Annotated in this window: 21 protein-coding genes and 2 tRNA genes; 11 read left to right on the plus strand and 12 right to left on the minus strand. The window is 73.2% G+C overall.

Annotated features, from left to right (window positions below):
• Positions 1-39: 39 nt before the first annotated feature.
• The gene (locus E2B92_RS16350; RefSeq protein WP_126887898.1) at positions 40-1,254 is read right to left on the minus strand and encodes a M6 family metalloprotease domain-containing protein; all 1,215 of its coding nucleotides are present in this window, start codon (positions 1,252-1,254) and stop codon (positions 40-42) included.
• A gap of 1,071 nt (positions 1,255-2,325) precedes the next feature.
• On the opposite strand from E2B92_RS16350, the gene E2B92_RS16360 reads away from it, so the two are divergent.
• Complete coding sequence (locus E2B92_RS16360) at positions 2,326-3,987, plus strand: putative bifunctional diguanylate cyclase/phosphodiesterase (protein WP_126887522.1); 1,662 nt, start codon at positions 2,326-2,328, stop codon at positions 3,985-3,987.
• On the opposite strand, the gene E2B92_RS16365 is transcribed toward E2B92_RS16360, so the two are convergent.
• Complete coding sequence (locus E2B92_RS16365; RefSeq protein WP_126887521.1) at positions 3,974-4,879, minus strand: LysR family transcriptional regulator; 906 nt, start codon at positions 4,877-4,879, stop codon at positions 3,974-3,976. The genes E2B92_RS16360 and E2B92_RS16365 overlap by 14 nt on opposite strands.
• 89 nt (positions 4,880-4,968) lie before the next feature.
• Between E2B92_RS16365 and E2B92_RS16370 the strand changes: the two genes are divergently transcribed.
• Positions 4,969-5,373 carry a nuclear transport factor 2 family protein gene (locus E2B92_RS16370; protein ID WP_160159759.1) on the plus strand — a complete coding sequence of 135 codons (405 nt, stop codon included), beginning with the start codon at positions 4,969-4,971 and terminating at the stop codon, positions 5,371-5,373.
• A gap of 94 nt (positions 5,374-5,467) precedes the next feature.
• Here the strand turns inward: E2B92_RS16370 and E2B92_RS16375 are convergent, their stop codons facing one another.
• The 4 genes from E2B92_RS16375 to E2B92_RS16390 all read right to left on the minus strand — a co-directional run bounded on the left by E2B92_RS16375 (position 5,468) and on the right by E2B92_RS16390 (position 10,045).
• A complete protein-coding gene (locus tag E2B92_RS16375; protein WP_133087577.1) occupies positions 5,468-7,177 on the minus strand; it encodes a glycosyl hydrolase family 18 protein in 1,710 nt (569 codons plus the stop codon).
• Between the two features lie 187 nt (positions 7,178-7,364).
• Positions 7,365-8,465 carry an LLM class flavin-dependent oxidoreductase gene (locus E2B92_RS16380; protein WP_126887518.1) on the minus strand — a complete coding sequence of 367 codons (1,101 nt, stop codon included), beginning with the start codon at positions 8,463-8,465 and terminating at the stop codon, positions 7,365-7,367.
• A 60-nt stretch (positions 8,466-8,525) separates the two neighbouring features.
• Complete coding sequence (locus E2B92_RS16385; protein ID WP_126887517.1) at positions 8,526-9,278, minus strand: maleate cis-trans isomerase family protein; 753 nt, start codon at positions 9,276-9,278, stop codon at positions 8,526-8,528.
• Positions 9,275-10,045, minus strand: coding sequence for a maleate cis-trans isomerase family protein (locus E2B92_RS16390; protein ID WP_126887516.1), 771 nt, complete (start codon positions 10,043-10,045; stop codon positions 9,275-9,277). Before E2B92_RS16390 ends, E2B92_RS16385 begins: the two co-directional genes overlap by 4 nt.
• Before the next feature lie 59 nt (positions 10,046-10,104).
• Between E2B92_RS16390 and E2B92_RS16395 the strand changes: the two genes are divergently transcribed.
• Positions 10,105-11,055, plus strand: coding sequence for a D-2-hydroxyacid dehydrogenase (locus E2B92_RS16395; RefSeq protein ID WP_126887515.1), 951 nt, complete (start codon positions 10,105-10,107; stop codon positions 11,053-11,055).
• On the plus strand, positions 11,048-12,454 hold the full coding sequence (locus E2B92_RS16400) for an amidase (RefSeq protein WP_126887514.1): 1,407 nt from the start codon (positions 11,048-11,050) through the stop codon (positions 12,452-12,454). The genes E2B92_RS16395 and E2B92_RS16400 overlap by 8 nt, the downstream gene beginning before the upstream one ends.
• Here the strand turns inward: E2B92_RS16400 and E2B92_RS16405 are convergent.
• Positions 12,432-12,932: a DUF3830 family protein gene (locus E2B92_RS16405; RefSeq protein ID WP_126887513.1), complete on the minus strand. Its 501-nt coding sequence runs from the start codon at positions 12,930-12,932 to the stop codon at positions 12,432-12,434. The two genes, E2B92_RS16400 and E2B92_RS16405, sit on opposite strands and share 23 nt — an antisense overlap.
• Before the next feature lie 42 nt (positions 12,933-12,974).
• Between E2B92_RS16405 and ehuB the strand changes: the two genes are divergently transcribed.
• The 6 genes from ehuB to E2B92_RS16435 all read left to right on the plus strand — a co-directional run bounded on the left by ehuB (position 12,975) and on the right by E2B92_RS16435 (position 16,977).
• On the plus strand, positions 12,975-13,859 hold the full coding sequence (gene ehuB / locus E2B92_RS16410; protein WP_126887512.1) for an ectoine/hydroxyectoine ABC transporter substrate-binding protein EhuB: 885 nt from the start codon (positions 12,975-12,977) through the stop codon (positions 13,857-13,859).
• Positions 13,856-14,515: an ectoine/hydroxyectoine ABC transporter permease subunit EhuC gene (ehuC, locus tag E2B92_RS16415; RefSeq protein WP_126887511.1), complete on the plus strand. Its 660-nt coding sequence runs from the start codon at positions 13,856-13,858 to the stop codon at positions 14,513-14,515. Before ehuB ends, ehuC begins: the two co-directional genes overlap by 4 nt.
• Complete coding sequence (gene ehuD, locus E2B92_RS16420; RefSeq protein ID WP_126887510.1) at positions 14,512-15,162, plus strand: ectoine/hydroxyectoine ABC transporter permease subunit EhuD; 651 nt, start codon at positions 14,512-14,514, stop codon at positions 15,160-15,162. The genes ehuC and ehuD overlap by 4 nt, the downstream gene beginning before the upstream one ends.
• A complete protein-coding gene (gene ehuA / locus E2B92_RS16425) occupies positions 15,152-15,892 on the plus strand; it encodes an ectoine/hydroxyectoine ABC transporter ATP-binding protein EhuA (protein WP_126887509.1) in 741 nt (246 codons plus the stop codon). The genes ehuD and ehuA overlap by 11 nt, the downstream gene beginning before the upstream one ends.
• A 166-nt stretch (positions 15,893-16,058) precedes the next feature.
• The gene (locus E2B92_RS16430; RefSeq protein WP_126887508.1) at positions 16,059-16,817 is read left to right on the plus strand and encodes an IclR family transcriptional regulator; all 759 of its coding nucleotides are present in this window, start codon (positions 16,059-16,061) and stop codon (positions 16,815-16,817) included.
• Positions 16,818-16,903: 86 nt separating this feature from the next.
• A tRNA-Lys gene (locus E2B92_RS16435) sits at positions 16,904-16,977 on the plus strand.
• A gap of 123 nt (positions 16,978-17,100) precedes the next feature.
• Here the strand turns inward: E2B92_RS16435 and E2B92_RS16440 are convergent.
• The 5 genes from E2B92_RS16440 to E2B92_RS16460 form a co-directional block, all read right to left on the minus strand.
• Positions 17,101-17,754, minus strand: coding sequence for a response regulator (locus E2B92_RS16440; RefSeq protein ID WP_126887507.1), 654 nt, complete (start codon positions 17,752-17,754; stop codon positions 17,101-17,103).
• On the minus strand, positions 17,733-18,986 hold the full coding sequence (locus E2B92_RS16445; protein ID WP_126887506.1) for a sensor histidine kinase: 1,254 nt from the start codon (positions 18,984-18,986) through the stop codon (positions 17,733-17,735). Before E2B92_RS16445 ends, E2B92_RS16440 begins: the two co-directional genes overlap by 22 nt.
• Before the next feature lie 107 nt (positions 18,987-19,093).
• Complete coding sequence (locus tag E2B92_RS16450) at positions 19,094-19,684, minus strand: lytic polysaccharide monooxygenase auxiliary activity family 9 protein (protein WP_126887505.1); 591 nt, start codon at positions 19,682-19,684, stop codon at positions 19,094-19,096.
• 140 nt (positions 19,685-19,824) lie between these two features.
• Positions 19,825-21,168, minus strand: coding sequence for an SPFH domain-containing protein (locus E2B92_RS33810; protein ID WP_443070283.1), 1,344 nt, complete (start codon positions 21,166-21,168; stop codon positions 19,825-19,827).
• A gap of 20 nt (positions 21,169-21,188) precedes the next feature.
• On the minus strand, positions 21,189-22,517 hold the full coding sequence (locus tag E2B92_RS16460; protein ID WP_126887326.1) for a peptidoglycan-binding protein: 1,329 nt from the start codon (positions 22,515-22,517) through the stop codon (positions 21,189-21,191).
• Between the two features lie 220 nt (positions 22,518-22,737).
• Here E2B92_RS16460 and E2B92_RS16465 point away from each other — a divergent pair.
• Positions 22,738-22,811 (plus strand) — tRNA-Lys (locus E2B92_RS16465).
• Positions 22,812-22,886: the final 75 nt, after the last annotated feature.

Here is a 22,886-nt window from a genome sequence, read left to right on the forward strand (position 1 = left end):
GGAAAAGCCCCTCGCGGAAGCGAGGGGCTTTTTCGTGCGTCAGCGCACGGTCACCTTGACCGTCCAGCTCCCCGTCCGCGTCCGGTCGGCGACCTCGACCCGTGCGTTCTCGCCCGGCACCGTGAAGGTCTCCCCCACGCGCAGCGGCGCGTCCGCCAGCGGCGGGTACACCGACCGGCCCCAGCAGGCCTCGGTCGCCGGATGGGTGTCGATCACCTCGACGGGCCCGGCGCCCGACACGGCGTCCGTACGCACCCGGTAGACCAGCACGCCCTCGGTGCAGGCGCCGTGGTCGTTCCCCGTCGCCCCGCGCGCCTCGATCGCCAGCGCGCTGGTGTCGCCGGTCCTGACGACCGCCAGGCGGGTTCCGACCGACGCGCCCCTCGGGGGCAGCGCCGCCAGCGGCTCCAGGGTGAAGCGGCTGCTGCCGGGCGCGCCCACGCAGTGCACCTGGCGCCGGTCCAGCCAGCCCAGCTTCCACTTGTGCCAGCCGAAGAGCTCCGGCGCGAGGGCGAACTGGCTCCCCATGACGTCCCAGTCACCCACATGGGTGTCCCAGTCGCCCTTGCCGTCCATCGGCCGGTGATAGAGGTCGGGCAGGTCGAAGACGTGTCCGGTCTCGTGGGCGAGGACGTTGCGGTCCGGCGGGTGGCGCTCGAAGACGGTGACCACCCGCTTGATCGCCCGCCCGTCGGCGTACAGCGGGGTGTGGAAGTTGACGACCTTCGTCGCGTCGGAGTCCACGCCGGGGGCGTCCGGGTCGGCGACCAGGTAGACGATGTCGTACCGCGAGAAGTCGACCACCGGGTCGGCCGCGGCGAGGGCGTCGCGCAGGTAGGCGGCGCGCCGGCCCGGCTCCCAGTCGCGCCGTATGGCGTACGAGGTGGAGGCGTGCGGCATCCGGAGCCACTCGCGCCGGGGATGCGGGCGGAGGCTGAACTTCCCGTAGGAGGCCCGGCGGAAGAAGTCGCTGGTCGCGGGGAAGTGGTCGGCGGCCAGTTGGTCCGGGGTGGTGAGGGGCCGGGAGTCGGGGAACGACAGGAACAGCATGAGCGCGTCGAGCCGGCGGACGGGCCGCGGGTAGGCGGTGTTCCAGGTGTCCAGGCCCAGCGAGTGGTGGGCGTCGGTGCGCGGCAGGGCGCACGGGCCGGCCGCGGGCACGGCGCTCGCGGGGCCGGCGACGAGGCCGGTGGCGGCGAGCGAGAGGAGGGCGAAGAGCCCCGCGACGGTGGAACGCAGGCGACGGCGTTCCACTCCCTCGGGTGTCTGCTGACCCTCCACGTCGACCTCCGGTGCGGCATACGGGACGTCTCACCACCCTGTGGTGATTCGTGGTGGTACGTCCTGTTCCGCTGCCCCACTCGGGTGAGCGGCCGACCCGCCCCACCGGTCCGGGAAGTTCACCGACAGTCACAACCGGTCACGGCAGGACCGGGCCGTGCCACACCCGTGCAGAAACGATCGGCCGCCATGGGGTGGCGCGCTTCCTCACAACAACCCCATCCGTCTCACCCGGTGGCGGCGCTGGAATGGCCGCCGCGAGAGCCTCTATGATCGGCACACTTTCCTGGCCGACCCATCCCGACCACATCTGTGCGTCACAACTGCCTTGCGGGAGCGAGCCGTGAACGGAACCTCCGAAGGACCGGGAGCTGCGGCAGCCTCACCGACCGGAACCGCCCGGCGTCCGGTCACAGAGCGTCATGAAACCGTCGGCGAACCGCACCTCCCGGCCGCCGCCGCCCGCGTCCCGCCCGAGATGCCCGGGAAGCCCGGGACGCCCGAAGCGTCCGCCGCACCTCCGGCGCCGCCCGGCCCCGCCCCGGACGGCGCCGGCACGCAGGCCCCGGGCCCCGGCCCGGCCACCCCCGACGCCGTCCCCGGCCCCGACGCGCACGGGCCGGCCTCCGCCCACGACCCGCACGCCGTCACCCCCGCCGACGCCGCCGAAGCACCCGCCCCAGCCGACGCCCCCACCGCCCAAGCCCCCGACCCCGCCGCCCTCGCCGACGCCACCGCCCAGGCACCCCACGGTCAGGCCCCCCCCCCCCCCCCCCCCCCCCCCCCCCCCCCCCCGCCCCCCCCCCCGCCCCGCCCCCCCGGCCCCGCCCCCCCCCCCCCCCCCCCCCCCCCCCCCCCGCGCCCCCCCCCGGCCCCGGGGGCGGCCGCGGCGCCCCCCCCCCCCGCCCGCCCCCCCCCCGCCCCGCCCCCCCCGCCCAGGCCCCCCACGGTCAGGCCCCCCACCACCCCCGCCCCGCCCCCCACCGCGATCCGCACCACCTCGGGCACGACTACCGGGCCGCGTTCAACGCCGCCCACATCGCCATGGCCGTCGTCGACCCCGACGGGCTCGTGGTGACCGCGAACGACGCCCTCGCCGCGCTGCTCGGCACCGACACCGCGTCCCTCCGGGAGCAGGCCGCCGCCGATCTGGTGGACCTGGCCTCGGACAGCCGGACCTGGCACGCGTACCACGAGGTGCTGCGCGGCCGGCGCTCACGGTTCCGCTGCACGCGCCGCCTCAAACATCCCGACGGGCGCTCGCTGTGGGCCGAGGTGACCGTCGCGCCCGTCACGCCCAGCCGGGGCGTCCTGCTGTCGATCGCGGACATCAGCGACCGGCGTCAGCTCCAGGCGCGGCTGCGTCACCTCCAGATGCACGACCCGGTGACCCGGCTCCCCAACCGCACCCTGTTCTTCGAGCGCCTCACCTCCGCGCTGGAGAACTCCTCGTACGACGACGGCGGCACCGGCCGGATCGGGCTGTGCTATCTCGACCTCGACGGGTTCAAGGCGGTCAACGACACCCTCGGGCACCGCGTCGGCGACCGGCTGCTCGCCGCCGTCGCCGCGCGGCTCACCGAGTGCGCCGACAGCGACGGCCACACCCGCAACGGCGGCCACCTGGTGGCCCGGCTCGGCGGGGACGAGTTCGCGATCCTCGTCGAGGACTCCACCGGTACGGAACAGCTCGCCGACCTCGCCCGGTCCGTACTCGCCGCCGTACAGAAGCCGTTCGACCTCGCCGGGCAGCGGCTGTCGGTCTCGGCGTCCATCGGGGTCGTCGAACGCGCCGCCGCCGGGACCACCGTGAACGGGCTGATGCAGGCCGCCGACACGACCCTGTACTGGGCCAAGGCCGACGGCAAGGCCCGCTGGACGCTGTTCGACCCCGAGCGCAACGCGCACCGGATGACCCGGCAGTCGCTGTCGTCCACCCTCCGGCCCGCCGTCGAGCGCGGTGAGTTCGCCCTCGAGTACCAGCCGCTCGTCGGCATGGCCGACGGGACGGTCCGGGGCGTGGAGGCGCTGGTCCGCTGGAACCACCCGCAGTTCGGCTCGCTCGCGCCGAATCGGTTCATCGGAATTGCTGAAGAGGACGGCTCGATCGTCCAGCTCGGCCGCTGGGTGCTGCGGACGGCGTGCCGCCAGGCCCGGCGGTGGCAGCTCGAACACCCCAACGAACGGCCGCTGTTCGTCAGCGTCAACGTCGCCGTGCGCCAGGTCTGGGACTCCGACCTGGTCGCGGACGTGGCCGAGATCCTCGCCGAGACGGGGCTCCCCCCGCACCTGCTCCAGCTCGAACTGACCGAGTCGGCGGTAATGGGCTCCGCCGGGCGGCCGCTGCAGGCCCTCCAGGCGCTCAGCGACATGGGCGTGCGCATCGCCATCGACGACTTCGGCACCGGGTACTCCAACCTCGCCTACCTCAGCCGGCTGCCCGTGTCGGTGCTGAAGCTGGACGGGTCGTTCGTACGGGGTTTCCAGGACGAGGAGCATCCGAACCCGGCCGACGAGGTGATCGTCGAGGCGCTGGTGCAGCTCGCGCACCGGCTCGGGCTGACCGTCACCGCCGAGTGCGTGGAGACGTCCGGGCAGGCGGCCCGGCTGCGCCGCATCGGCTGCGACACCGGCCAGGGCTGGCTCTACTCCCGCGCGGTGGCCGCCGAGCGCATCGCCGAACTGATCGGTATCACTCCTGACTGACCGCGCGGCTGACGGTCACCGCGCTGCGCACGAAGTCGTGCACCACGTCCGGCACGTCGCCCTCTCGCGGCCAGACGACGCCGACCTGACTGTGGCTCACGCCGCGCACCGGGCGGTAGACCACGTCGGGGCGCTGGTAGAAGCGGGCGGTGGCCTCCGGGGTGAGGCTGATGCCGAAGCCGTTGGCGATGGCGTTGAGCCACTCGTCCGGGGTGTTGGCCACCGCACCGACCGTCACGGGATGGCCGTCGCGCTCGTCGGCGGCCAGCCAGTAGTCGCGCCACCAGCCGGAGGCGTCCGGGGTGGCGACGAACGGCTCGTCGAAGACCTCCCGGAAGTCGATCAGCTCCCGGTCCGCCAGCCGGTGCGTGGCGGGCAGCGCGAGCCACCGGTCCTCGGTGAGCAGCACCTCCACCCCCAGCTCGTCCTGGCCGGGGAACGGCAGCCGCAGCAGGGCCACATCGGCCTCGCCGCCGGCCAGCCCGGCCGTGGGGTCCTCCCAGCCGGTCTGGAGCATCCGCACCCGCCACCCGGGGCGGCGGCGGGCGAACTCGGCGATGATCCGCTGGGTCATCTCGTTGGCGGCGGACGCCACGAACCCGACGCGCAGCACCCGTGCGGCCCGTACGGCGGCGGACCGGGTGGTCCGCAGGGCGGTGTCCCAGGCCGCGAGGACGGGGGGTACGGCGGCGGCGAGCGCGGTACCCGCCTCGGTGAGGGTCATGCCGTTGCGTGAGCGCGAGAACAGCTCGGCCCCGAGCTGGGCCTCGAGTTGCCGGATCTGCTTGGTCAGCGCGGGCTGGGAGATGAACAACCGCTCGGCGGCACGGGTGAGGTGGCCCTCTTCGGCGACGGCGGTGAAGTACCGCAGGAGCCGGGTGTCGATGTCCATGCCCCAAGGTTATGGATGCACGTATTGGACCGGAGCGGGGTATGGCGGGAAGCTCGATCACACAAGAAGCCGCGGGTCGTGGAGACGGGATGAGCAACCCCAACATCGAGTTGATCAGACGCTTCTGGGCCGGCTATGCCACGGGCGACCTGGAGGCGCTGCGCGAGTCCGTGCTGGCGCCGGACGCCGTGTGGCACGTGCCCGGGAACCATCCCCTGGCCGGGAGCCACCGTGGCGCGGAGGGGATCACGACGTACCTGGAGGGCCTGGCCACCGGGGACTTCACGGCCGACGTCTGGTACGCGGGGGCGGACGAGAGCCATGTGGTGGAGGTCCACCACTGCGTGAGCCACCGGGGGGACGGGACGGACATCGACATGGACTGGGTGCTGGTCTTCCGCATCCAGGACGGGCGCATCAGCGAGATACGGCACTTCCCGGCCGACCAGTCGGCCGTGGACGAGTTCTTCAGCGTCCTGACCGAGAACGGCTGAGAATGGTGTCCGCCCCTGGCCGGAGGGGAGGTCTCCGGGCAGGGGCGGCGGTCGTGCGGACCGGGTCATGCCGGCCGGTCGCGTCGGGGGGCGGTCAGCAGGCGCCGAGGTCCTGCCACACACCCCACTCGCCGGTGGTGCCGGGCTCCTCGCCCTGCGTCCACCACTTGGCCTTCCAGGTGTGGCCCTTGTGCGAGACCTGCGCGCCGCCCGTGTACGCGGCGGCCTTGGACCAGGCCTGCGCGGAGCAGCCCGCGGGCGGGTCCGTCGGCGTGGGCGTGGGGGTGGGGGTGGGGGTGGGGGTCGGCGTCGGGTCCGGCGTGGGCGTCGGCGTGGGCGTCGGGTCCGGGGTGGACGGGGACGAACCGACGGCGGCGACGATGTCGTTCAGCAGGGTGGTCTTCTCGTCCAGGCCGAGCAGCGAGTACATCATCGCGCCGGCCAGGCCCCGGCTGTGGGCGTAGTCCGCGCGGGCCTGGATCGCCCGCTTGTCCAGCCCGGTGAAGAACTCGCCGTCCTTGTAGAAGTACGCGGCCTTCGCCTCGTCGTCCCAGAAGGTGGTCGCCGGGTTGTCGACGATGCCGCCGAGCTCCTTGTAGTGGGCGATGCCGGCCTGCTGGCTGACCGGGCGGGCGGCGGAGGCGCCGGTCGCCGGCTGGGCGAGGCCGTTCTTCGTCCCGGCCGGTACGCCCTTCCAGCCCCGGTAGTAGAACTCGTAGCCCAGGGTCAGCTTGTTCGCCGGGAAGCCGCCCGCGATCCCGTAGGCGGGCTTGCCGTCGATCCAGGCGTCGATGGCGTTGTCGACCGAGTACTTCTCGGTCCCGGGCTTGATCGGGTCGGTCGGGTCGCCCGCGCCGGAGTACAGGGGCGACTGGTGGTACGTGGGCCCGTCGCCGTCCCAGGCGCCGTGCATGTCGTACGTCATGATGTTCGCGTAGTCGAGGTACGCGCCGATCTTGTCGGTCTCGATGTGCTTGATCTTGTCCTGCCCGGCCGGGAGGGCCGCCGTCAGCAGGTACTTCTTCCCGCCGTGCGCCGCCCCGTAGGCGTCGAGCTGCTTGCGGAACTCGGCGAGCAGCAGCGTGAAGTTCTGCTTGTCCTCGGGCCCGTAGTGGTTGCCGAGGTGCCCGTCCGGCGAGCCCGGGTACTCCCAGTCGATGTCGATGCCGTCGAAGATGCCGGCGGCCGTGCCGGGCCCGCCGTAGCCGCCCTCGACCGGCAGGTCGCCGGCGATGTACTGCTTGACGCACGAGGCCACGAACTTCTTGCGGCTGGCGTCCGTCTTGGCGGCGTCGTGGAAGTACTTGGAGTACGTCCACCCGCCCAGCGAGATGTTGATCTTCAGCTTCGGGTACTTCGCCTTCAGTTCCTTGAACTGGTTGAAGACGCCCACGATCGGCTGGTCCCACTTGTCGGCGACCCCGTCGACGCTGTCGGCCGCCGAGAAGGACCGCTGGTAGTCGGCGTACGAATCCCCGGCGCCGTCACCGGCGTTGGGGTTGTTGTCGTCGCCGGCCGCCTTGTTGGCCTGGAAACAGGTCAGCTCGGTGGGGTGGATGTTGCCGAACGAGTAGTTGAGGACGTCCAGCTTGCCGGCGATGCCCCGGGTGTCGAGGTGCTTGGGGTAGAAGGCGTTGCCGTACACGCTCCACTGGTCGTAGTACGCGATCTTCACCCCGCCGGAGGAGGCGGCGGCCGGCGCGGTCTGCGCGCCGGCCGCACTGGCTCCGCCGAGCGAGGCCAGCGCTCCGGCGGCGAGCGCCACGCCGGTGAACGCGGCGATGAGGGGTCTGCGGTGGTGCACGTGCGGCCTCCGAGGGGGGTGCGCGGTACGGGAGTTGGAGAAGTGATAGCCGCCGCGTGAACACCGCGTCAATGGTCCGGACCATATGCGGACTAGACCAATCTCTCCGCAAAACCCCTCGTCAGAGCCGTGAGCACCGCACGAAGAACCGCTCGCCACCATGGGTGACGAGCGGTTTAAGGTTCACTTAGGAAGCTTGTGCGGCCGTTCCCAAGCCGGAACCACCGCCCGGCAGTCCGTACGCGTCCGCGATCAGTTCGTACGAGCGCAGCCGCGCCTCGGCACCGTGCACATTGGCCGTGATCATCAGTTCGTCGGCGCCCGTGCGCTTCTGGAGGTCGTCCAGCCCGGTGCGGACCTCGTCCGGGGTGCCGTGGACGACGTTCGCCAGCCAGCCGTCGACGAAGTCCCGCTCGGCGGCGCTGAACGCGTACGCCTCCGCCTCCTCCGGCGCCGGGATGAGCCCCGGGCGGCCGGTGCGGAGCCGGAGCATCGACAGCGCGCCCGTCAGCACCTGCCGCCGCGCCTCCCGCTCGTCGTCCGAGGCGAGCGCCGAGACGCCGATCAGGGCGTACGGCGCGTCCAGCACGGCCGAGGCCCGGAAGGTCTCCCGGTACAGGTCGAGCGCCGGAATGGTGTTCCGCGCCGAGAAGTGGTGGGCGAACGCGAACGGCAGCCCCAGCATCCCCGCCAGCCGGGCGCTGAACCCCGACGACCCGAGCAGCCACACCGGCGGCCGCCCCGTGGGCCCCTGCACCGGGCCCGGCACGGCGTGTATCCGCGCGTAGGGGTGGCCGTCGGGGAAGTCGTCGTCCAGGAAGCGCACCAGCTCGGCGAGCTGCTCCGGGAACTCGTCGGCGCCCTCGCTCAGCCGGTCGGTGCGGCGCAGCGCGGCGGCCGTGGCGCCGTCCGTGCCGGGTGCGCGGCCGAGGCCCAGGTCGATCCGCCCCGGCGCCATGGCCTCCAGGGTGCCGAACTGCTCGGCGATGACGAGGGGGGCGTGGTTGGGCAGCATGACGCCGCCCGAGCCGAGCCGGATGCGGGAGGTGTGGGCGGCCAGGTGGGCGAGGATCACGGCCGGCGACGACGAGGCGACGCCGGGCATGGAGTGGTGCTCGGCGACCCAGTGGCGGTGGTAGCCGCGGTGCTCGGCGAGCCGGGCGAGGCCGACGCTGGTGCCCAGGGCCTGGGCGGCGGTCCGGCCGCTGCCGACGGTGACCAGGTCCAGCACCGACAGGGGTACGGGTGCGCTCCCGCTCGCCTTGGCTCGTATCACGTCGTCGCTCACCGGTGGGCCCTCCTGCACGGGAAACACTTGACGCTCAGCACAACAGGAGGGCCTCTCCGTTTATTCCCCGGCGCGCTCGCCCACCTCGCCGTCCCGCTCCTTCCGCGCGAACAGCGCCCCCAGCTCCGTCGACCAGGCGCCCCGCCGCTCGGCCAGCCGCAGGCCCTCCCACACCGTGACCTGGTTCGCCGTGAGCACCGGCTTGCCCACTGCCGCCTCCAGCTCCGGCAGGCACCCCACGGTGTGCAGCGCCGTGTCGGGGACGAGCACCGCCTCCGCCCCGGGGCGGTCGGCCGCCCGGACCAGCTCCAGCACCCGCTCCGGCCCCCAGGTCGCCACCTCGGCCGCCGTGACGACCCCGCCCGCCCGGGCCGCGACGACCTCGATGCCCGCCGCCTCCAGGAACCGGACGAACAGCTCCGTGACGTCCTCCGGGTACGTGGCCGCCACCGCCACCCGCCGGGCGCCCACCTCCCGTACCGCGTGCACGAAGGCGAACGACGTGCTGGACGCCGGCAGGCCGGCCGTCACGGCGAGGCCCCGGATCTGCTCGTGGGCGCCCTCCCAGCCGTGCACGAACGAGCCGCTGGTGCACGCCCACACCACCGACTCGGCGCCGGACAGCCGCAGCTCCTCCGTCCCCGCCGCGAGGCGCGCGGGCGCCCCCATCTCCAGCAGCGCGTCCACCCGGTGGGCGTCCTCGCCGATGTCGGTGTGGACGATCGGCACGTTGACACCCGTCAGGAGTGCCTCGATCCGGGGGTAGTCGCCCTCGGCGGAGTGCCCGGGGTAGAGCAGTCCGACAGTCGTCATGTCACGCCCTCCTGGGGGTCGGGGGCCGACGCGGCCCCGTTCATGAGCAGCGCCTGGTACGGGCCGACGGCCTCTGCGCCGATCATGCGCAGCGCCGCCCACATCGTGACCTGGTTCGCGGAGAGCACCGGCATCCTCAGTTCCGCCTCCAGTTGCGGTATCGCGTCGTAGGTCGCCAGGTTCGTACAACTGATGAACAGCGCGTCGGCCGCGCCCCGCGCCGCCCGCCGCGCCATGTCCACCACGTCGCGGTACGGCACCTTCCAGATGTGCCTGGTCAGCCCGAGGAAGGCCCGTCCCGTGACGGCTGCCCCGGCTTCCCGCAGATAGTCCTCCAGCGCCCGGGTCACCGACTCGGTGTACGGCGTGACCAGGGCGACCCGGTGGGCGCCCAGCTCCGCCAGCGCCTCCAGCAGGGCGCCGGAGGTGGTCACCGCGGCCACCTCGCCCGCCCGGGTCATCGCCGCGCACATGGCCCGCTCCCCCGCGAGGCCCCCGACGAAGCTGCCGGAGGTGCAGGCGTACGCGACGACCTCCGGCTCGGACGCCGACAGCGCCCGTACGGCGTCGGTCAGCGTCTCGTGCTCGCTGACCAGCCGGGCCAGGTCCAGGGACACCTCGACCGGCACGTAGGGCGTGCGGGTCAGGCGCAGCGAGACCTCGTCGGGCACCCAGCGCCACAGCTCGCGGTCGAGGGCGAAGTCGAAGGGCGCGACGACGCCGACACCGCGCTGCGGGCCGGGCCCGCCCAGGAAGGAGACGTCCATGGCCAACCCCCCAGCCTCTTGTTGACGACGGTAGGTTCGGGTGCGAGCGTGGTCAATTGATGCCGTTGCCGACCCTTCTCGTCCTGGACGCGGACCCCCCGCCCCGCCTCGGCCGCCTGATCGGCCGGGCCGATGTCCGCCACGCCTCGGAGGAGACCCTCGCCGCCGCGCTGCCCGCCGCCGACGTGCTGCTGGTCTGGGACTTCACCTCCGACGCGGTGCGCGCCGCCTGGCCGGGCGACGGGCGGCGACCCCGCTGGGTGCACACCGCGAGCGCGGGCGTCGACCGGCTGCTCTGTCCCGAACTGGTCGCCTCGGACACGGTGGTGACGAACGCTCGCGGGGTGTTCGAGGAGCCGATCGCCGAGTACGTGGCCGGTCTGGTGCTGGCCATGGCGAAGGACCTGCCGGGCACGCTGGACCTGCAACGGCAGCGGCGCTGGCGGCACCGGGAGGGGCTGCGGGTGGCGGGCAGCCGGGCGGTGGTGGTGGGCGCCGGGCCGATCGGCCGGGCGGTCGCCACGACGCTGCGGGCCCTCGGCGTGCGGACGGCGGTGGTGGGGCGGACGGCGCGGCCCCGGGTGCACGGCGCCGACGAGCTGGACCTGCTGCTGACGCGGGCGGACTGGGTGGTGTGCGCGGCGCCGCTGACGGAGTCGACGCGCGGCATGTTCGACGCGCGGCGCTTCGGCCTGATGCAGCCGTCGGCGCGGTTCGTGAACGTGGGGCGGGGACAGCTCGTGGTGCAGGACGACCTGGTGGCGGCGGTGCGCGAGCGGTGGATCGCGGGGGCGGCGCTGGACGTCTTCGAGCGGGAGCCGCTCGGCGAGGACAGCCCGCTGTGGGACGTCCCGGGGCTGATCGTCTCCCCGCACATGAGCGGGGACACCGTGGGCTGGCGGGACAGGCTGGGGGCGCAGTTCGTCGAGATGTACGAGCTGTGGGCGGCCGGGCGGCCGCTGCCGAACGTGGTGGACAAGAAACGTGGGTACGTACCCGTGCATGACTGACCCGACGACGTTCCTCACGGACCTGACCGCGCGTCAACTCCTGGACGGCTACGCGCGCGGCGACTTCTCGCCGGTGGACGCGGCACGGGCGGCACTGGAGCGGGCCGAGGCGGTCCAGCCGCTGGTCAACGCCTTCGTACGGATCGACGCGGACGCGGCGCTCGGCCAGGCGGCGGCGTCGGCGGAGCGGTGGCGGCGCGGGGAGCCGCGGGGGCGGCTCGACGGGGTGCCGGTGACGGTCAAGGACGTGCTGCTCCAGGCGGGCGGCCCGACCCTGCGCGGCTCACGGACCACGGTCGCGCGGGGGACGTGGGACGAGGACGCGCCCTCCGTGGCCCGGATGCGGGCGGAGGGCGCGGTGTTCCTGGGCAAGACGACGACACCGGAGTTCGGCTGGAAGGGTGTCACCGACTCGCCGCTGTCGGGCGTCACCCGCAACCCGCACGATCCCTCCCGTACCGCCGGCGGTTCCAGCGGCGGCAGCGCGGCGGCGCTCGCCCTGGGGGCGGGGGCGCTGTCGCTGGGGACGGACGGGGGCGGCTCGATCCGCATCCCGGCGTCGTTCTGCGGGGTCTTCGGGCTGAAACCGACGTACGGGCGGGTGCCGGTCTACCCCGCGAGCCCGTACGGCACGCTGTCGCACACGGGGCCGATGACCCGGGACGCGGCGGACGCGGCACTGCTGCTGGACGTGATCAGCGGCGACGACTGGCGGGACTGGTCGCACCTGGGCCCGGCGCGCCCGGTGAGCCCCACGCTCCGGGAGGGCGTGAAGGGGCTGCGGGTCGCCTACTCGGCCTCCCTGGGCGGGCAGGTCGCGGTGCGCCCGGAGGTGGCGTCGGCGGTACGGGTGGCGGTGGAGCGGCTGGCGGGGCTCGGCGCGTACGTGGAGGAGGCCGACCCGGACGTCGCCGACCCGGTGGACGCCTTCCACACGCTGTGGTTCAGCGCGGCGGCGCGGCTGGTCCAGCCGCTGGGGCGGGAGCAGCGCCAGTGGCTGGACCCGGGGCTGCGGGAGGTCGCCGAGCGGGGCGCCCGGTACAGCGCGCTGGAGTACCTGGCGGCGGTGGACACCCGGATGGCGCTGGGGCGCCGGATGGGGCGGTTCCACACCTCGTACGACCTGCTGGTGACGCCCACGCTGCCGCTGACCGCGTTCGGGACGGGGGTGGAGGCGCCGCACGGGTCGCGGCGGTGGACGGCGTGGACGCCGTTCACGTACCCCTTCAACCTCACCCAGCAGCCGGCGGCGACCGTGCCGGTGGGCGCCGGCGGGGACGGCCTGCCGATCGGGCTCCAGCTCGTCGCCGCCCGCCACCGGGACGACCTGGTGCTGCGGGCGGCGCACGCCCTGTACGAGGCGGGCACCGCCCTGGTCATGAGGCCCGGCGGAAACTGAGCGTCTCGCCGAGCGCGCCGGCGCGCCACAGGTCGTGGCAGGCCTCGGCCATCCGGTCGAGACCGTCGACCACCGTGCCCCACACGATGCCGGGGACCCAGCCGGTGTCGCCGTTGAGCAGCAGGTTGTTGCGCTCGTAGAAGAGGGCGAGGTCGACGGTGACGGGCCGGTGGGCGAGCTCCTCGCGTCCGTACCCGTACGCCGCCGTGCCCAACTCCGTACCCGCGAAGGTGAAGTAGCACAGGTCCCCGGGGATCGGTGTCACGGTGGGGTTCTCCAGCGGAGGTTCCCGGTCCGCGAAAGCGGGGAACAGGGCATAGATCTCGTTACGGGCATACTTCGCGTGGTAGACGTCTCCGCCCAGCGGCAGCGCCTCCCACACGGCCGCGCAGGTCAACGGCGCCCGGTCGTCCAGCAGTTTCGCGGTGCACCGCACCCCGCGCTTGTCCAGGGACACGGTCAGGTATCGGTCGGCCATTCTCCAGGCATACCCCGCCCGGAGCCGGGTAGCGGCGCGCCCATGGCTCGAACAGCTCGTCGACTCAGAACAGGCCCGCTGCGGCGGCGCACCCTCCTGCTGGGCTCCGCCGCGACGGCGGTGGGCGCCGCCACCACCGGCTGCGCCCGCGTCGCGTCCGGCGACGTCCTGGACCGGCTCAGATCCCAGGGCACCGTCCGCCTCGGCATCGCCGGCGAGGTGCCCTACGGGTACGTCGACGAGCGGGGCGAGTTCACCGGTGAGGCGCCGGAGCTGGCCAGGGTGGTCTTCAAACGGCTGGGAGTGGACCGCATCCAGCCGGTCGCGACCGACTTCGCCTCCCTCATACCCGGCCTCAACTCCCAGCAGTTCGACGTCGTGTCGGCCGGGATGTACATCACCAAGGAGCGCTGCGCGCAGGTCATCTTCTCCGACCCCGAGTACCAGATGCTCGACTCCTTCGTCGTCCGCAAGGGCAACCCCAAGAACCTCCGGTCGTACGAGGACGTGGTGCGCGCCCGGGCCCGGTTCGCCACCGGCACCGGCTACGCGCAGATCGACCACGCCGTGGCGGCCGGGTACCCCGAGAAGGACATCGTCATTCTCCAGGACCAGGTGGCCGGGCTGAACGCCGTCGAGTCCGGCCGGGTGGACGTGTTCGCGGGCACCGCGCTGACGGCCCGTGAGGTGGTGAGGAAGAGCGCCAGGGCCGAGGCCACCGCTCCGTTCGCGGCCGTCATGGACGGCGAGAAGACGATCGACGGCGGCGGTTTCGCCTTCCGTCCCACCGACACGGAGCTGCGCGACGCCTTCAACGCCGAGATCCACAAGATGAGGAAGAGCGGTGAGCTCTTCCGCATCCTGCGGCCCTTCGGCTTCACGGAGGCCGAGATGACCACCCTCACCGCCGAGGAGCTGTGCCGATGACCGCCGGACTCTGGCAGAACTGGGTACTGCCCGGCATCTGGATCACCATCCAGCTCCTGGTCTGCAGCGCCGCGCTCGGCGCGCTGGTCGCCTTCTCCGTCGGCATGGCCCGCACCCACCGCTCCCTGTTCGTCCGCTTCCTGGCGGGCGCGTACACGGAGGTCTTCCGCGGCACGTCGGCGCTGATCCTGATGTTCTGGCTGTTCTTCGTGGTACCGCCGCTGCTGGGCTGGCAGCTCGTGCCGATGTGGGCGGCTGTCCTCGCGCTCGGCCTGTCGTACGGGGCGTACGGCGCCGAGATCGTGCGCGGCGCGCTCAACTCCGTCCCCAGGGCGCAGCGGGAGGCGGGCGTCGCGCTCAGCTTCACGCCGTGGCAGCGGATGCGGCTGGTGGTCCTGCCGCAGGCGGTGCCCGAGATGATCCCGAGCTTCTGCAACCTGCTCGTCGAACTGCTCAAGGGCACGGCGCTGGTGTCGCTGCTCGGGGTCGGTGACGTGTCCTTCGCCGCGTATCTGGTGCGCCTCGCCACCCAGGAGAGCGCGCAGATCTACTCCCTCATCCTGGTGATCTACTTCGTGATCGCGTTCGTCATCACCCGCTCCATGAAGGCCCTCGAGCGGAAGACCAAGGCCAACCTGGGGGTGGTGGTCAAGTGACCTGGGACTGGTCCGCTGTCTGGGACTTCATGCCGCGCTTCTGGGACGGGCTGCTGGTCACCCTCCAGGTGCTCGTTCTCGGCTCGCTGATCTCCTTCACGCTGGGGCTGGTGTGGGCGGCCGGTTTCCGGGCGCCGAGCCGTCTGGTGCGGTGGCCGGTGCACGTGGTGACCGAGTTCATCCGCAACACGCCCCTGCTGGTGCAGCTCTTCTTCCTCTTCTTCGTCCTGCCCGAGTGGGGGGTGCAGTTCTCGGCGCTGACCACCGGCACCCTCGCCATCGGGCTGCACTACTCGACGTACACCGCGCAGGTCTACCGGGCCGGCATCGACGCCGTGCCCGCCGGGCAGTGGGAGGCGGCCACCGCGCTGAGCCTGCCCGCCCACCGCACCTGGTCCGCGGTGATCCTGCCGCAGGCGCTGCGGCGGATCGCGCCGGCGCTCGGCAACTACGTCATCGCGATGCTGAAGGACACCCCGCTGCTGGCCGGGATCAGCGTGCTGGAGCTGCTCCAGCAGTCGCGGCTGGAGAGCGCGTCCACCTTCCAGTACACCGAGCCGCTCACGGTCGTCGGTGTCGCCTTCGTCCTCGTCGCCTACCCGGCTTCCCTCTTCGTACGGTCCCTGGAGCGCCGCCTTGTCAAGTGAACTCATCCGTTTCGAGAACGTCAGCAAGCGCTTCGGCGAGAACACCGTCCTGGACGACCTGTGCTTCTCGGTCGAGGAGGGCCGGCACGTCACGCTCATCGGACCGTCCGGCTCCGGCAAGACCACGATCCTGCGGATGCTGATGACCCTGGAGCGCCCCGACTCGGGGACCATCCGGGTGAACGGCGGTCAGCTCTTCCCGGCCGACGACAAGCAGCGGCGCGAGACCCGCAAGAAGATCGGCATGGTCTTCCAGCAGTTCAACCTCTTCCCCAACATGTCCGTGCTGCGCAACATCACCGAGGCCCCGGTGCGGGTGCTCGGCCTGGAGCGGGACGAGGCCGAGGAGCGCGCCCGGGAGCTGCTCGACCTGGTGGGGCTGGCCGACAAGTGCGGTGCCAGACCCGCCCAGCTCTCCGGCGGCCAGCAGCAGCGGGTGGCCATCGCCCGCGCCCTGGCGATGCGGCCGAAGGTGCTGCTGCTGGACGAGGTGACGTCCGCGCTCGACCCCGAACTGGTCGCCGGGGTGCTGGACCTGCTGCGGGACATCGCCCGCACCAGGGACATCACCATGCTCTGCGTGACCCACGAGATGAGCTTCGCCCGTGACATCTCGGACGAGGTCTTCATGTTCGACGCGGGCAAGGTCATCGAGTCCGGTTCACCGGAGAGAATCTTCACCGATCCGGAGCACGAACGTACGCGCGACTTCCTCGGTGCGGTCCTCTGACCTCTGGTTACCGGCCGGAAGTGTGCCATGGGCATATGCCCCCGTGTCCCGCCCCAGCGTATGCGTGTGGGGCGGGACAGTTTCTTGTCAACAGGAGCCCACGAAACGGCTCTTGGCGGCTATCGTGGTACGGAAGCTTGCGGTCACAACCTGGTAGGGGGAAACCGTGGCGCTGAAGCCCGAGCCGACCGCGCCGTTCCATTCGGTGCAGTACGCCCTGCGTGTACTCGAAACGATCTCCAGGCACGGCGGTGGGGTGACCGACGTCCAGATCGCACGTGAGACGGGGCTCCCGGCGGGTCACCTGACCCCGCTGCTGCTGATGCTGCGCCGCGAGGGGTACGTCGAGCAGGTCAGCGACGGCGCCTACGTCGTCGGCGATTCCCTGGTCCTGCTGGGCTCGGGTGCCACGCGCCGCGAGGCCCTCCAGAACAAGCTCCAGGACACCCTCACCGAGCTGCGCGACTCCGTCGGTGCCGCCGTCTACATCAGCCGGTACATCGACGGCGAGGTGAAGATCACCCAGATGGCCGACGGTCCGCACACGCCCAAGGTCAACGAGTGGGTCGACTTCCGGTCGGCCGCGCACGCCAGCGCGGTCGGCAAGTGCCTGCTGACCCAGCTCGACCAGAACGGCCGCCGGGACCACCTCTCCCGCCACAAGATCGCCCGGCTCACGTCCCGGACGATCACCAGCGAGAAGGTGCTGTTCTCCAAGCTGGACAGCCAGCCGCCGACCGTCCCGGTGCTCGACCTCCAGGAGTACGCCGTGGGCACGGTCTGCGCGGCCGTGCCGCTGACGGCCGGGTCGGCGGTCGGCTGCCTCGCGCTGTCGCTCCCGATCGAGCACGCCCACCGGCTGCGCTCGGCGGCGGACGCGCTCAACCGCAGGGCGGCACCCGTGGTGCTCTCGCTGGCGCTCTAAACCTCGCGGGGGTGGACTGTGAGCCGGATCACGCCCCAGTGGTCGGAAGCACCTCTCGGACCAGGTAGTATTAACTCTGTCAGCAGGCGCCGCTAGCTCAGTTGGTTAGAGCAGCTGACTCTTAATCAGCGGGTCCGGGGTTCGAGTCCCTGGCGGCGCACAGACGGGAAAAGCCCCTCGCGAAAGCGGGGGGCTTTTTCGTGCGCCCGTGTTCCGGACCGCGCCGTTCGTGCGGTCAGGCGGTCGTGCGGCGAGGCGGTCAGGTGGCGAGGCGGCCGCGCGGTCAGGCGCGGAGGAAGGCCAGGACGGCGAGGACCCGGCGGTGGGTGTCCTCGGCCGGGGGCAGGTCCAGCTTCCCCAGGATGTTGCCGATGTGCTTGCCGACCGCCGCCTCGGTCACCGTCAGCCGCCGGGCGATGGCGCCGTTCGAGTGACCTTCGGCCACCAGGGCGAGCACCTCCCGCTCACGCGGTGTCAGGGCCTCCAGGGGATCACGGTGGCGGCGCAGCAACTGGCGGACGACCTCCGGGTCGACCACGGTGCCGCCGGCCGCGACCCGGGTCAGCGCCTCCAGGAACTCCTCGACCTGCCCGACCCGGTCCTTGAGCAGGTAGCCGACGCCGGTGCCGTCGCCCGAGTCCAGCAGCTCGGCGGCGTACGCCCGCTGGACGTACTGGCTGAGGACCAGCACCGGCAGGGCCGGGCGCTCGGCGCGCAGTGCGACGGCCGCGCGCAGACCCTCGTCGCGGAAGCCGGGCGGCATCCGCACGTCGGTGACCACGACGTCCGGGTCGTGCTCGGCGACCGCGCCCTGCATGGCGGCCGCGTCCCCGACCGCCGCGACGACTTCATGGCCGAAGCGTGCGAGGAGGCCGGTCAGCCCCTCGCGCAGCAGCACACTGTCCTCGGCCAGGACTATCCGCAGAGGGCTTGGCACGGGATCTCCACTCGCAGCACGGTCGGCCCGCCCTTCGGGCTGATGATCGCCAGTCTGCCATCGAGAACGGCGATCCGGTCGGCCAAGCCGGTCAGACCGGTGCCCCGGGAGGCGTCCGCCCCGCCCGTGCCGTCGTCCTCCACCTCCATGCGGAGGAGCTCGCCGCCGTGCCGGGCGGTGAGCCGGGCGCGGGTGGCGCCGCTGTGCCTGCCGATGTTGGTGAGCGCCTCGCAGACCGCGAAGTACGCGGCGCTCTCCACGGGCGGCGGCAGGCGCGGCAGGTCGAGGTCGGTGGCCACCGGGACGGCCGACCGGTCGGCGGCGTCGGTCAGTGCGGCACCCAGGCCGTAGTCGGCGAGGACCTGCGGGTGGATGCCGTGGATCAGCTCCCGCAGCTCGGTGAGGACCCGGCCGGCCTCGTCATGGGCCTTGGCGAGCTGGTCGGCGAGCGGACCGGGCGGGGCGTCGAGCCGGGCGAGCCCGAGGGTCATGGTCAGGGCGACCAGCCGCTGCTGGGCGCCGTCGTGCAGGTCGCGCTCGATGCGGCGGCGCTCGGCCTCGAACGCGGCGACCAGGCGGGCGCGCGAGCGGGTGACCTCGCCGATGCGGCGGCGCAGCTCCGTGTCGCGGGGCGCGAGGAGCAGCCGGGTCAGCGCGGCGCGGGCACCGGCCAGGGCGCCGAGCGGATACAGCAGGGCGGGCAGCAGGGCCAGCCCGGCGAGGGCGGCCGCGCACGCCACCGGGTAGGTCGTGACCAGCGGGCCCTTGAGCACCCGCACCTCCTGCCCGTCCAGGGCGAGCTGCACGGGCGTCGTCATCAGTGCGAGCGGCGCGCCCAGGGCCACCGCGAGGGCGAGCCCCTCCAGGGGCCACAGCACGCAGCCGAGCAGCAGCGCGTACGCCAGCTCCCGCCAGGTGGCCTGCTCCCGCACCCGGACCCGCAGCCAGGCGGCGAGCCCCGGCTCGTCGGGTGTCCGGTGCGGATCGGCGGCCGGCTCGGCGTCCACGAGCCGCAGCCGCCACCGCTCGGCGCCGCCGAGGGCGACCCCGGCGAGCAGCAGCAGGGGCACGCCGACGAGCAGCAGGGAGAAGGCGGCCAGCACCAGCAGGACGGCCAGCACGGCCACGCCGACGAGCACACCGCTCGCCAGGTAGCCGGCCGACCGCCAGGGCCAGCCGCCACGCAGGTAGTCACCCCTGGTCAGAGCCTGCCAGGGCGTACGGGGATCCATGGGGATCACGGTAGGCGCCGGGCCCACGGCGCCACCATGGCCCCAGCGGGTGTACGCGGGGTATGGCAGGCCCTACCACCTGCGGGCGGCTCGCCCCTGCCCGTCCGTCAGAACTGCACGTCCGAGCAGGCGTAGAAGGCGTTCGTCGTGTCCGCGACCGTCCAGACGGCGAGGATCAGGTGCTTGCCGGTCTTGCCGCTGGGGATCGTCCCCTGGTGCGAGAGCGTGGACGGCGGCTGCTGGGCGTTGTACGGGACGGTCAGGAACGGCTGGGGGTCCAGGGCCGCGCGGGTGAGCGGCGCGGTGCGGTTCCAGCCGTTCTTGGTGATGTAGTACTTGAAGTCGGTGGTGCGGTGCCGGGCGGTGAACTGCCAGCGGAAGGTGAAGCTCTGGCCGCCGGTCACCCTGGTGGCGGGCCAGTTGCCGCCGCGCGGGTCGTCGAGCTGGGCGAACTGCCCGTTGCCGCCGGCGCAGATCCTGCCGTCGGCGGGCCCGCCGGCCGGGAAGCCCTTGGGGCCCTCGACCGACTGCGGCTCCCACTGGATGTTGCCGCAGTTGGTCACGGTGCCGTTGGCACACAGCTTCTGACGGCTGATCGGGGAGTCGGTGTAGCCGTGGCTGCTGGCGCTGCTGGTGGCCATGAGGGAGGCCCCGGCCACGCCGAGGGCCACCACGGCCGTGCCTATCTTGTGTCGCATGCTGTTGCTCCAGGTGGACGTGGGGGAAGTTCCATGAGCCGTGCCGCACGCGTGCGTGTGGTGCCGGTGGCACCACGGATGGGGATCCGGTCTAGACCAAGTTCCAATGTATGGACAGGAGTTGAACATGTCCATACCAATCACGGGCCTTCGACCGGACCACTCCTGCCCGTGTAGAACGCCACCGTCAGGTCCTTGACCAGCGCCTTGCGGTCGTAGTCGTCCAGCTCGACCAGACCACGCGTGGTCAGCCGGTGGACCATGTCGTCCACCGCGTCCACCACCGACGTGAGCACCGTGTCCCGGTGCTTGGCGTCGATCGCCGCGACCCTGCGGCGCTGCATCGCGGCCGCGATCTCTGGCGCGTACTCGATCCGCGTCGGCTGCGCCGAGAAGACGTCGATGCCGACCGGGGCGCACTCCGCCGACAGCATCCGCGTCAGCGCCTCCCCCACCACCTCCGCGTCGCGCAGCGTCAGCGCGTCCTCGTCGAGGGGGGCTCCCGCGCCCGGGGCGGAAGGAGCGTCGGCCGGAAGCTGCGACAGCACCCGGGCCATCGCCGCCTCCACCTGCTCGCGCAGGTACTGCTCGTGGTCCGCCACCCCCAGGACCGCCCGCACGGTGTCCCGGATGCGCCACACCACCAGCACCACCACCCGCAGCGCGGTGCCGTTGGCGTCGACGGCCGGCAGCGGCTCGCTGCGCCAGTGCCGCAGGCGTACGTCGACCCGGCGCCGCAGCAGCAGCGGGCTCACCCACATGAGCCCCGTGCGCCGCACACTGCCCCGGTAGTCACCGAAGAGGGTGAGGACCCACGCGTACCCGACCCTCCCCCGCACCAGCCCGCCGAACGCGAACAGCACCACCAGCACGCCCAGCGCCAGCACCGCCCAGATCCCGAGCGGGATGCCCCGGTACGGGCGTGACGGCAGCCCCAGCATGCCGGTCACCGGCGGGGGCACCGCCCCGGTCCACCACAGCAGCGCCGCGCACCCCGCCAGCGCGACCGCCCCGGCCGCCGCCCCGGCCCACCCGGGCAGCACCGGCCCGGGCCGCTCGACCAGCCCGGGGTCGGCGGCCGGCCCGGCCCGCCGCGCCGGCGCGGGCACCCGCACCGCCCCCACGGCCGCCGCCCCGGCCGGGGCGGCCGGGATCAGCGGGGCGGCCGGGGCCGCCGGAACCGATGGGGCGCCGGGCGCCACGGGTTCGGCCTGGGCGACCACCGCCCCACCGGCCCCCGCCGCCCTCGCCGGGTCGGCTGCCCCCGCCCTCGCAACCCTTGCCGACCCCGCCGGGCCGGCCGTGTCGCCGTGCGCGCGGTCCCGTACGACCGTGACCGGACCGGTGTCCGGGGCCCCCGGGTCCGCCGTGCCGTCGTCCCGGAACAGCAGATGCACCGGGATCGGCCCGGTGGTCTCGTTCCCGATCACCGGGACGCGCCGACCGGTCGTCGCCCCGCCACCCTCCGGCGTCGCCGTACTCAACCCTGCCTCCTCGTGGTCGTTCATCCAAAGAGCCGGCGCCAGGTCTCCGGCCCCGGGTAGCCGTTGGCCGCCGCCCCGCGCCAGCCCTGGGCCCGCTGGAACGCCTGGACGTTGCGCCGGTCGGCCTCCGTCCAGCGCGGCCCCGGCCCGGAGCGGTAGTGGGCGCCGAAGCCCCGCTTCACCAACTGGCGCCCCAGCCGCTCGACGTGCGGGCCGGACCGCCCCGGCCGGAAGTGGGCGCGGCCGGGGAACGCGGGCGCCGAGGCGGCCGCGCCGGGGCCCGGCGGAATGTCGCGGCCCCGCCCGGTGACCAGCAGCCGCCAGGTGTCCGGGCCGGGCAGCCCGTCCGCGTCCCGCCCGGTCCAGCCCTGCGCCCGCTGGAAGGCGCGGGTCGCCTCGCGGTCCGCCTCCGTCCAGCGGGGTCCCGGCCCGGAGCGGTAGAACCGCCCGCCGCCCCGCTCGGCGAGCATGCTGCCCAGTCGCGTGACGTGCCGGTTGTCGGCGCCCGGCCCGAAGGACGCCCGGCCGGGGTAGGCCACGGAGGTGCCGGGAGCGCCGGGGTTGCCGAGGGTGCCGCCGGTCAGCCCCTTGTAGCGGTAGGCGACGTAGCGGCCGGAGTTGTTCCAGTACGCCATCGGGGTGGCCAGCCTGCGGGCGTGCGGCCGGGTCTGCTCGTAGGCCGTGTAGAAGGTGCGCGTGTGGTCGGTCCAGCCGCCGAAGAGGGTGACGTGCGAGCCGCGGCTGGGGTCGGCCGGGTTGTGGAAGAGCAGCATGTCGCCGGGCTGGAGCTCGGAGCGGTCCAGCCGGGTGCCGAAGCGGTCCAGGGTGCCGGTCCATTCGTTGCCGGCGAGGTTCCAGGCCATCGACACGAAACCGGAGCAGTCCTGGCGGTAGCCGTCCGTCCAGTACTTCTCCATGGAGTAGGGGACCTTCGCGGCGACCCAGCGCTTGGCGCGGTTGATGATCTCGGTCCGGGTGGCGGGGCGCAGGGCGGCCGGGGCCGAGGCGTGGGAGGCCGACGGCCCGGCGTGCGGCCGGCCGTGCAGCGGCCCGGTGCCGCCCTGCGGGGTGGCGGCGTCCGGGTCGTCCCGGTCGCGCCCGTGGCCCGCGGGGCCGACCGGGCCGGAGGGGCCGGAGGGGCCGGCCGGGTGGGCGGCGGCGAGCGTTCCGCCGCCGAGGGCCACCCCGGCGGCGGTGACCAGGACCAGGGCGCGGCGTGCGCCGTGCGCGGCGGGGTGGCCGCCGGCCCGCACGGCGAGGCGCAGGGCCGTCTCGCGCCGCCGGCGGGCGCAGCCGGTGCAGGGGCAGTCGGCGGCGGGCTCGTACTCCTCGAAGACCGGTGCGGCCATGCGGTTCCCCTCCAGGGTCTCCCGGTGCTGCGGTACGGGCGCCAGTGTCTCAACTGTCACGACATGTCGCATTTTGACGGTTGGAAGGGAAAAAACGGCCCGCCGACAGGCCGGGGGCAGGCGCCAAAGATCACCGCGGTGGCCCGCGCGGTTCCCGGACGCGGAGCCGGGACGGTGCGGAGCACCCCCGGACATCGGGTAGAGTTACGCAGGTCAGCAGGCGCCGCTAGCTCAGTTGGTTAGAGCAGCTGACTCTTAATCAGCGGGTCCGGGGTTCGAGTCCCTGGCGGCGCACGCGAGGCCGAGGCCCCCTCACCACGGGTGAGGGGGCCTCAGTCGTACCACCACTCCCGGAGGCCACCCAAACCG

Origin of the sequence: Streptomyces sp. WAC05374, from assembly GCF_004353505.1 — a bacterium.
Classification (GTDB): domain Bacteria; phylum Actinomycetota; class Actinomycetes; order Streptomycetales; family Streptomycetaceae; genus Streptomyces.

Coding starts and splice junctions, on each gene's coding strand:
- E2B92_RS16360 (WP_126887522.1), top strand. CDS start 2,326: ATGGCCGTCGTCGACCCCGACGGGCTCGTGGTGACCGCGAACGACGCC.
- E2B92_RS16365 (WP_126887521.1), bottom strand. CDS start 4,879: ATGGACATCGACACCCGGCTCCTGCGGTACTTCACCGCCGTCGCCGAA.
- E2B92_RS16370 (WP_160159759.1), top strand. CDS start 4,969: ATGAGCAACCCCAACATCGAGTTGATCAGACGCTTCTGGGCCGGCTAT.
- E2B92_RS16385 (WP_126887517.1), bottom strand. CDS start 9,278: ATGACGACTGTCGGACTGCTCTACCCCGGGCACTCCGCCGAGGGCGAC.
- E2B92_RS16390 (WP_126887516.1), bottom strand. CDS start 10,045: ATGGACGTCTCCTTCCTGGGCGGGCCCGGCCCGCAGCGCGGTGTCGGC.
- E2B92_RS16395 (WP_126887515.1), top strand. CDS start 10,105: ATGCCGTTGCCGACCCTTCTCGTCCTGGACGCGGACCCCCCGCCCCGC.
- E2B92_RS16400 (WP_126887514.1), top strand. CDS start 11,048: ATGACTGACCCGACGACGTTCCTCACGGACCTGACCGCGCGTCAACTC.
- E2B92_RS16405 (WP_126887513.1), bottom strand. CDS start 12,932: ATGGCCGACCGATACCTGACCGTGTCCCTGGACAAGCGCGGGGTGCGG.
- ehuB (WP_126887512.1), top strand. CDS start 12,975: ATGGCTCGAACAGCTCGTCGACTCAGAACAGGCCCGCTGCGGCGGCGC.
- ehuC (WP_126887511.1), top strand. CDS start 13,856: ATGACCGCCGGACTCTGGCAGAACTGGGTACTGCCCGGCATCTGGATC.
- E2B92_RS16445 (WP_126887506.1), bottom strand. CDS start 18,986: ATGGATCCCCGTACGCCCTGGCAGGCTCTGACCAGGGGTGACTACCTG.
- E2B92_RS16450 (WP_126887505.1), bottom strand. CDS start 19,684: ATGCGACACAAGATAGGCACGGCCGTGGTGGCCCTCGGCGTGGCCGGG.
- E2B92_RS16460 (WP_126887326.1), bottom strand. CDS start 22,517: ATGGCCGCACCGGTCTTCGAGGAGTACGAGCCCGCCGCCGACTGCCCC.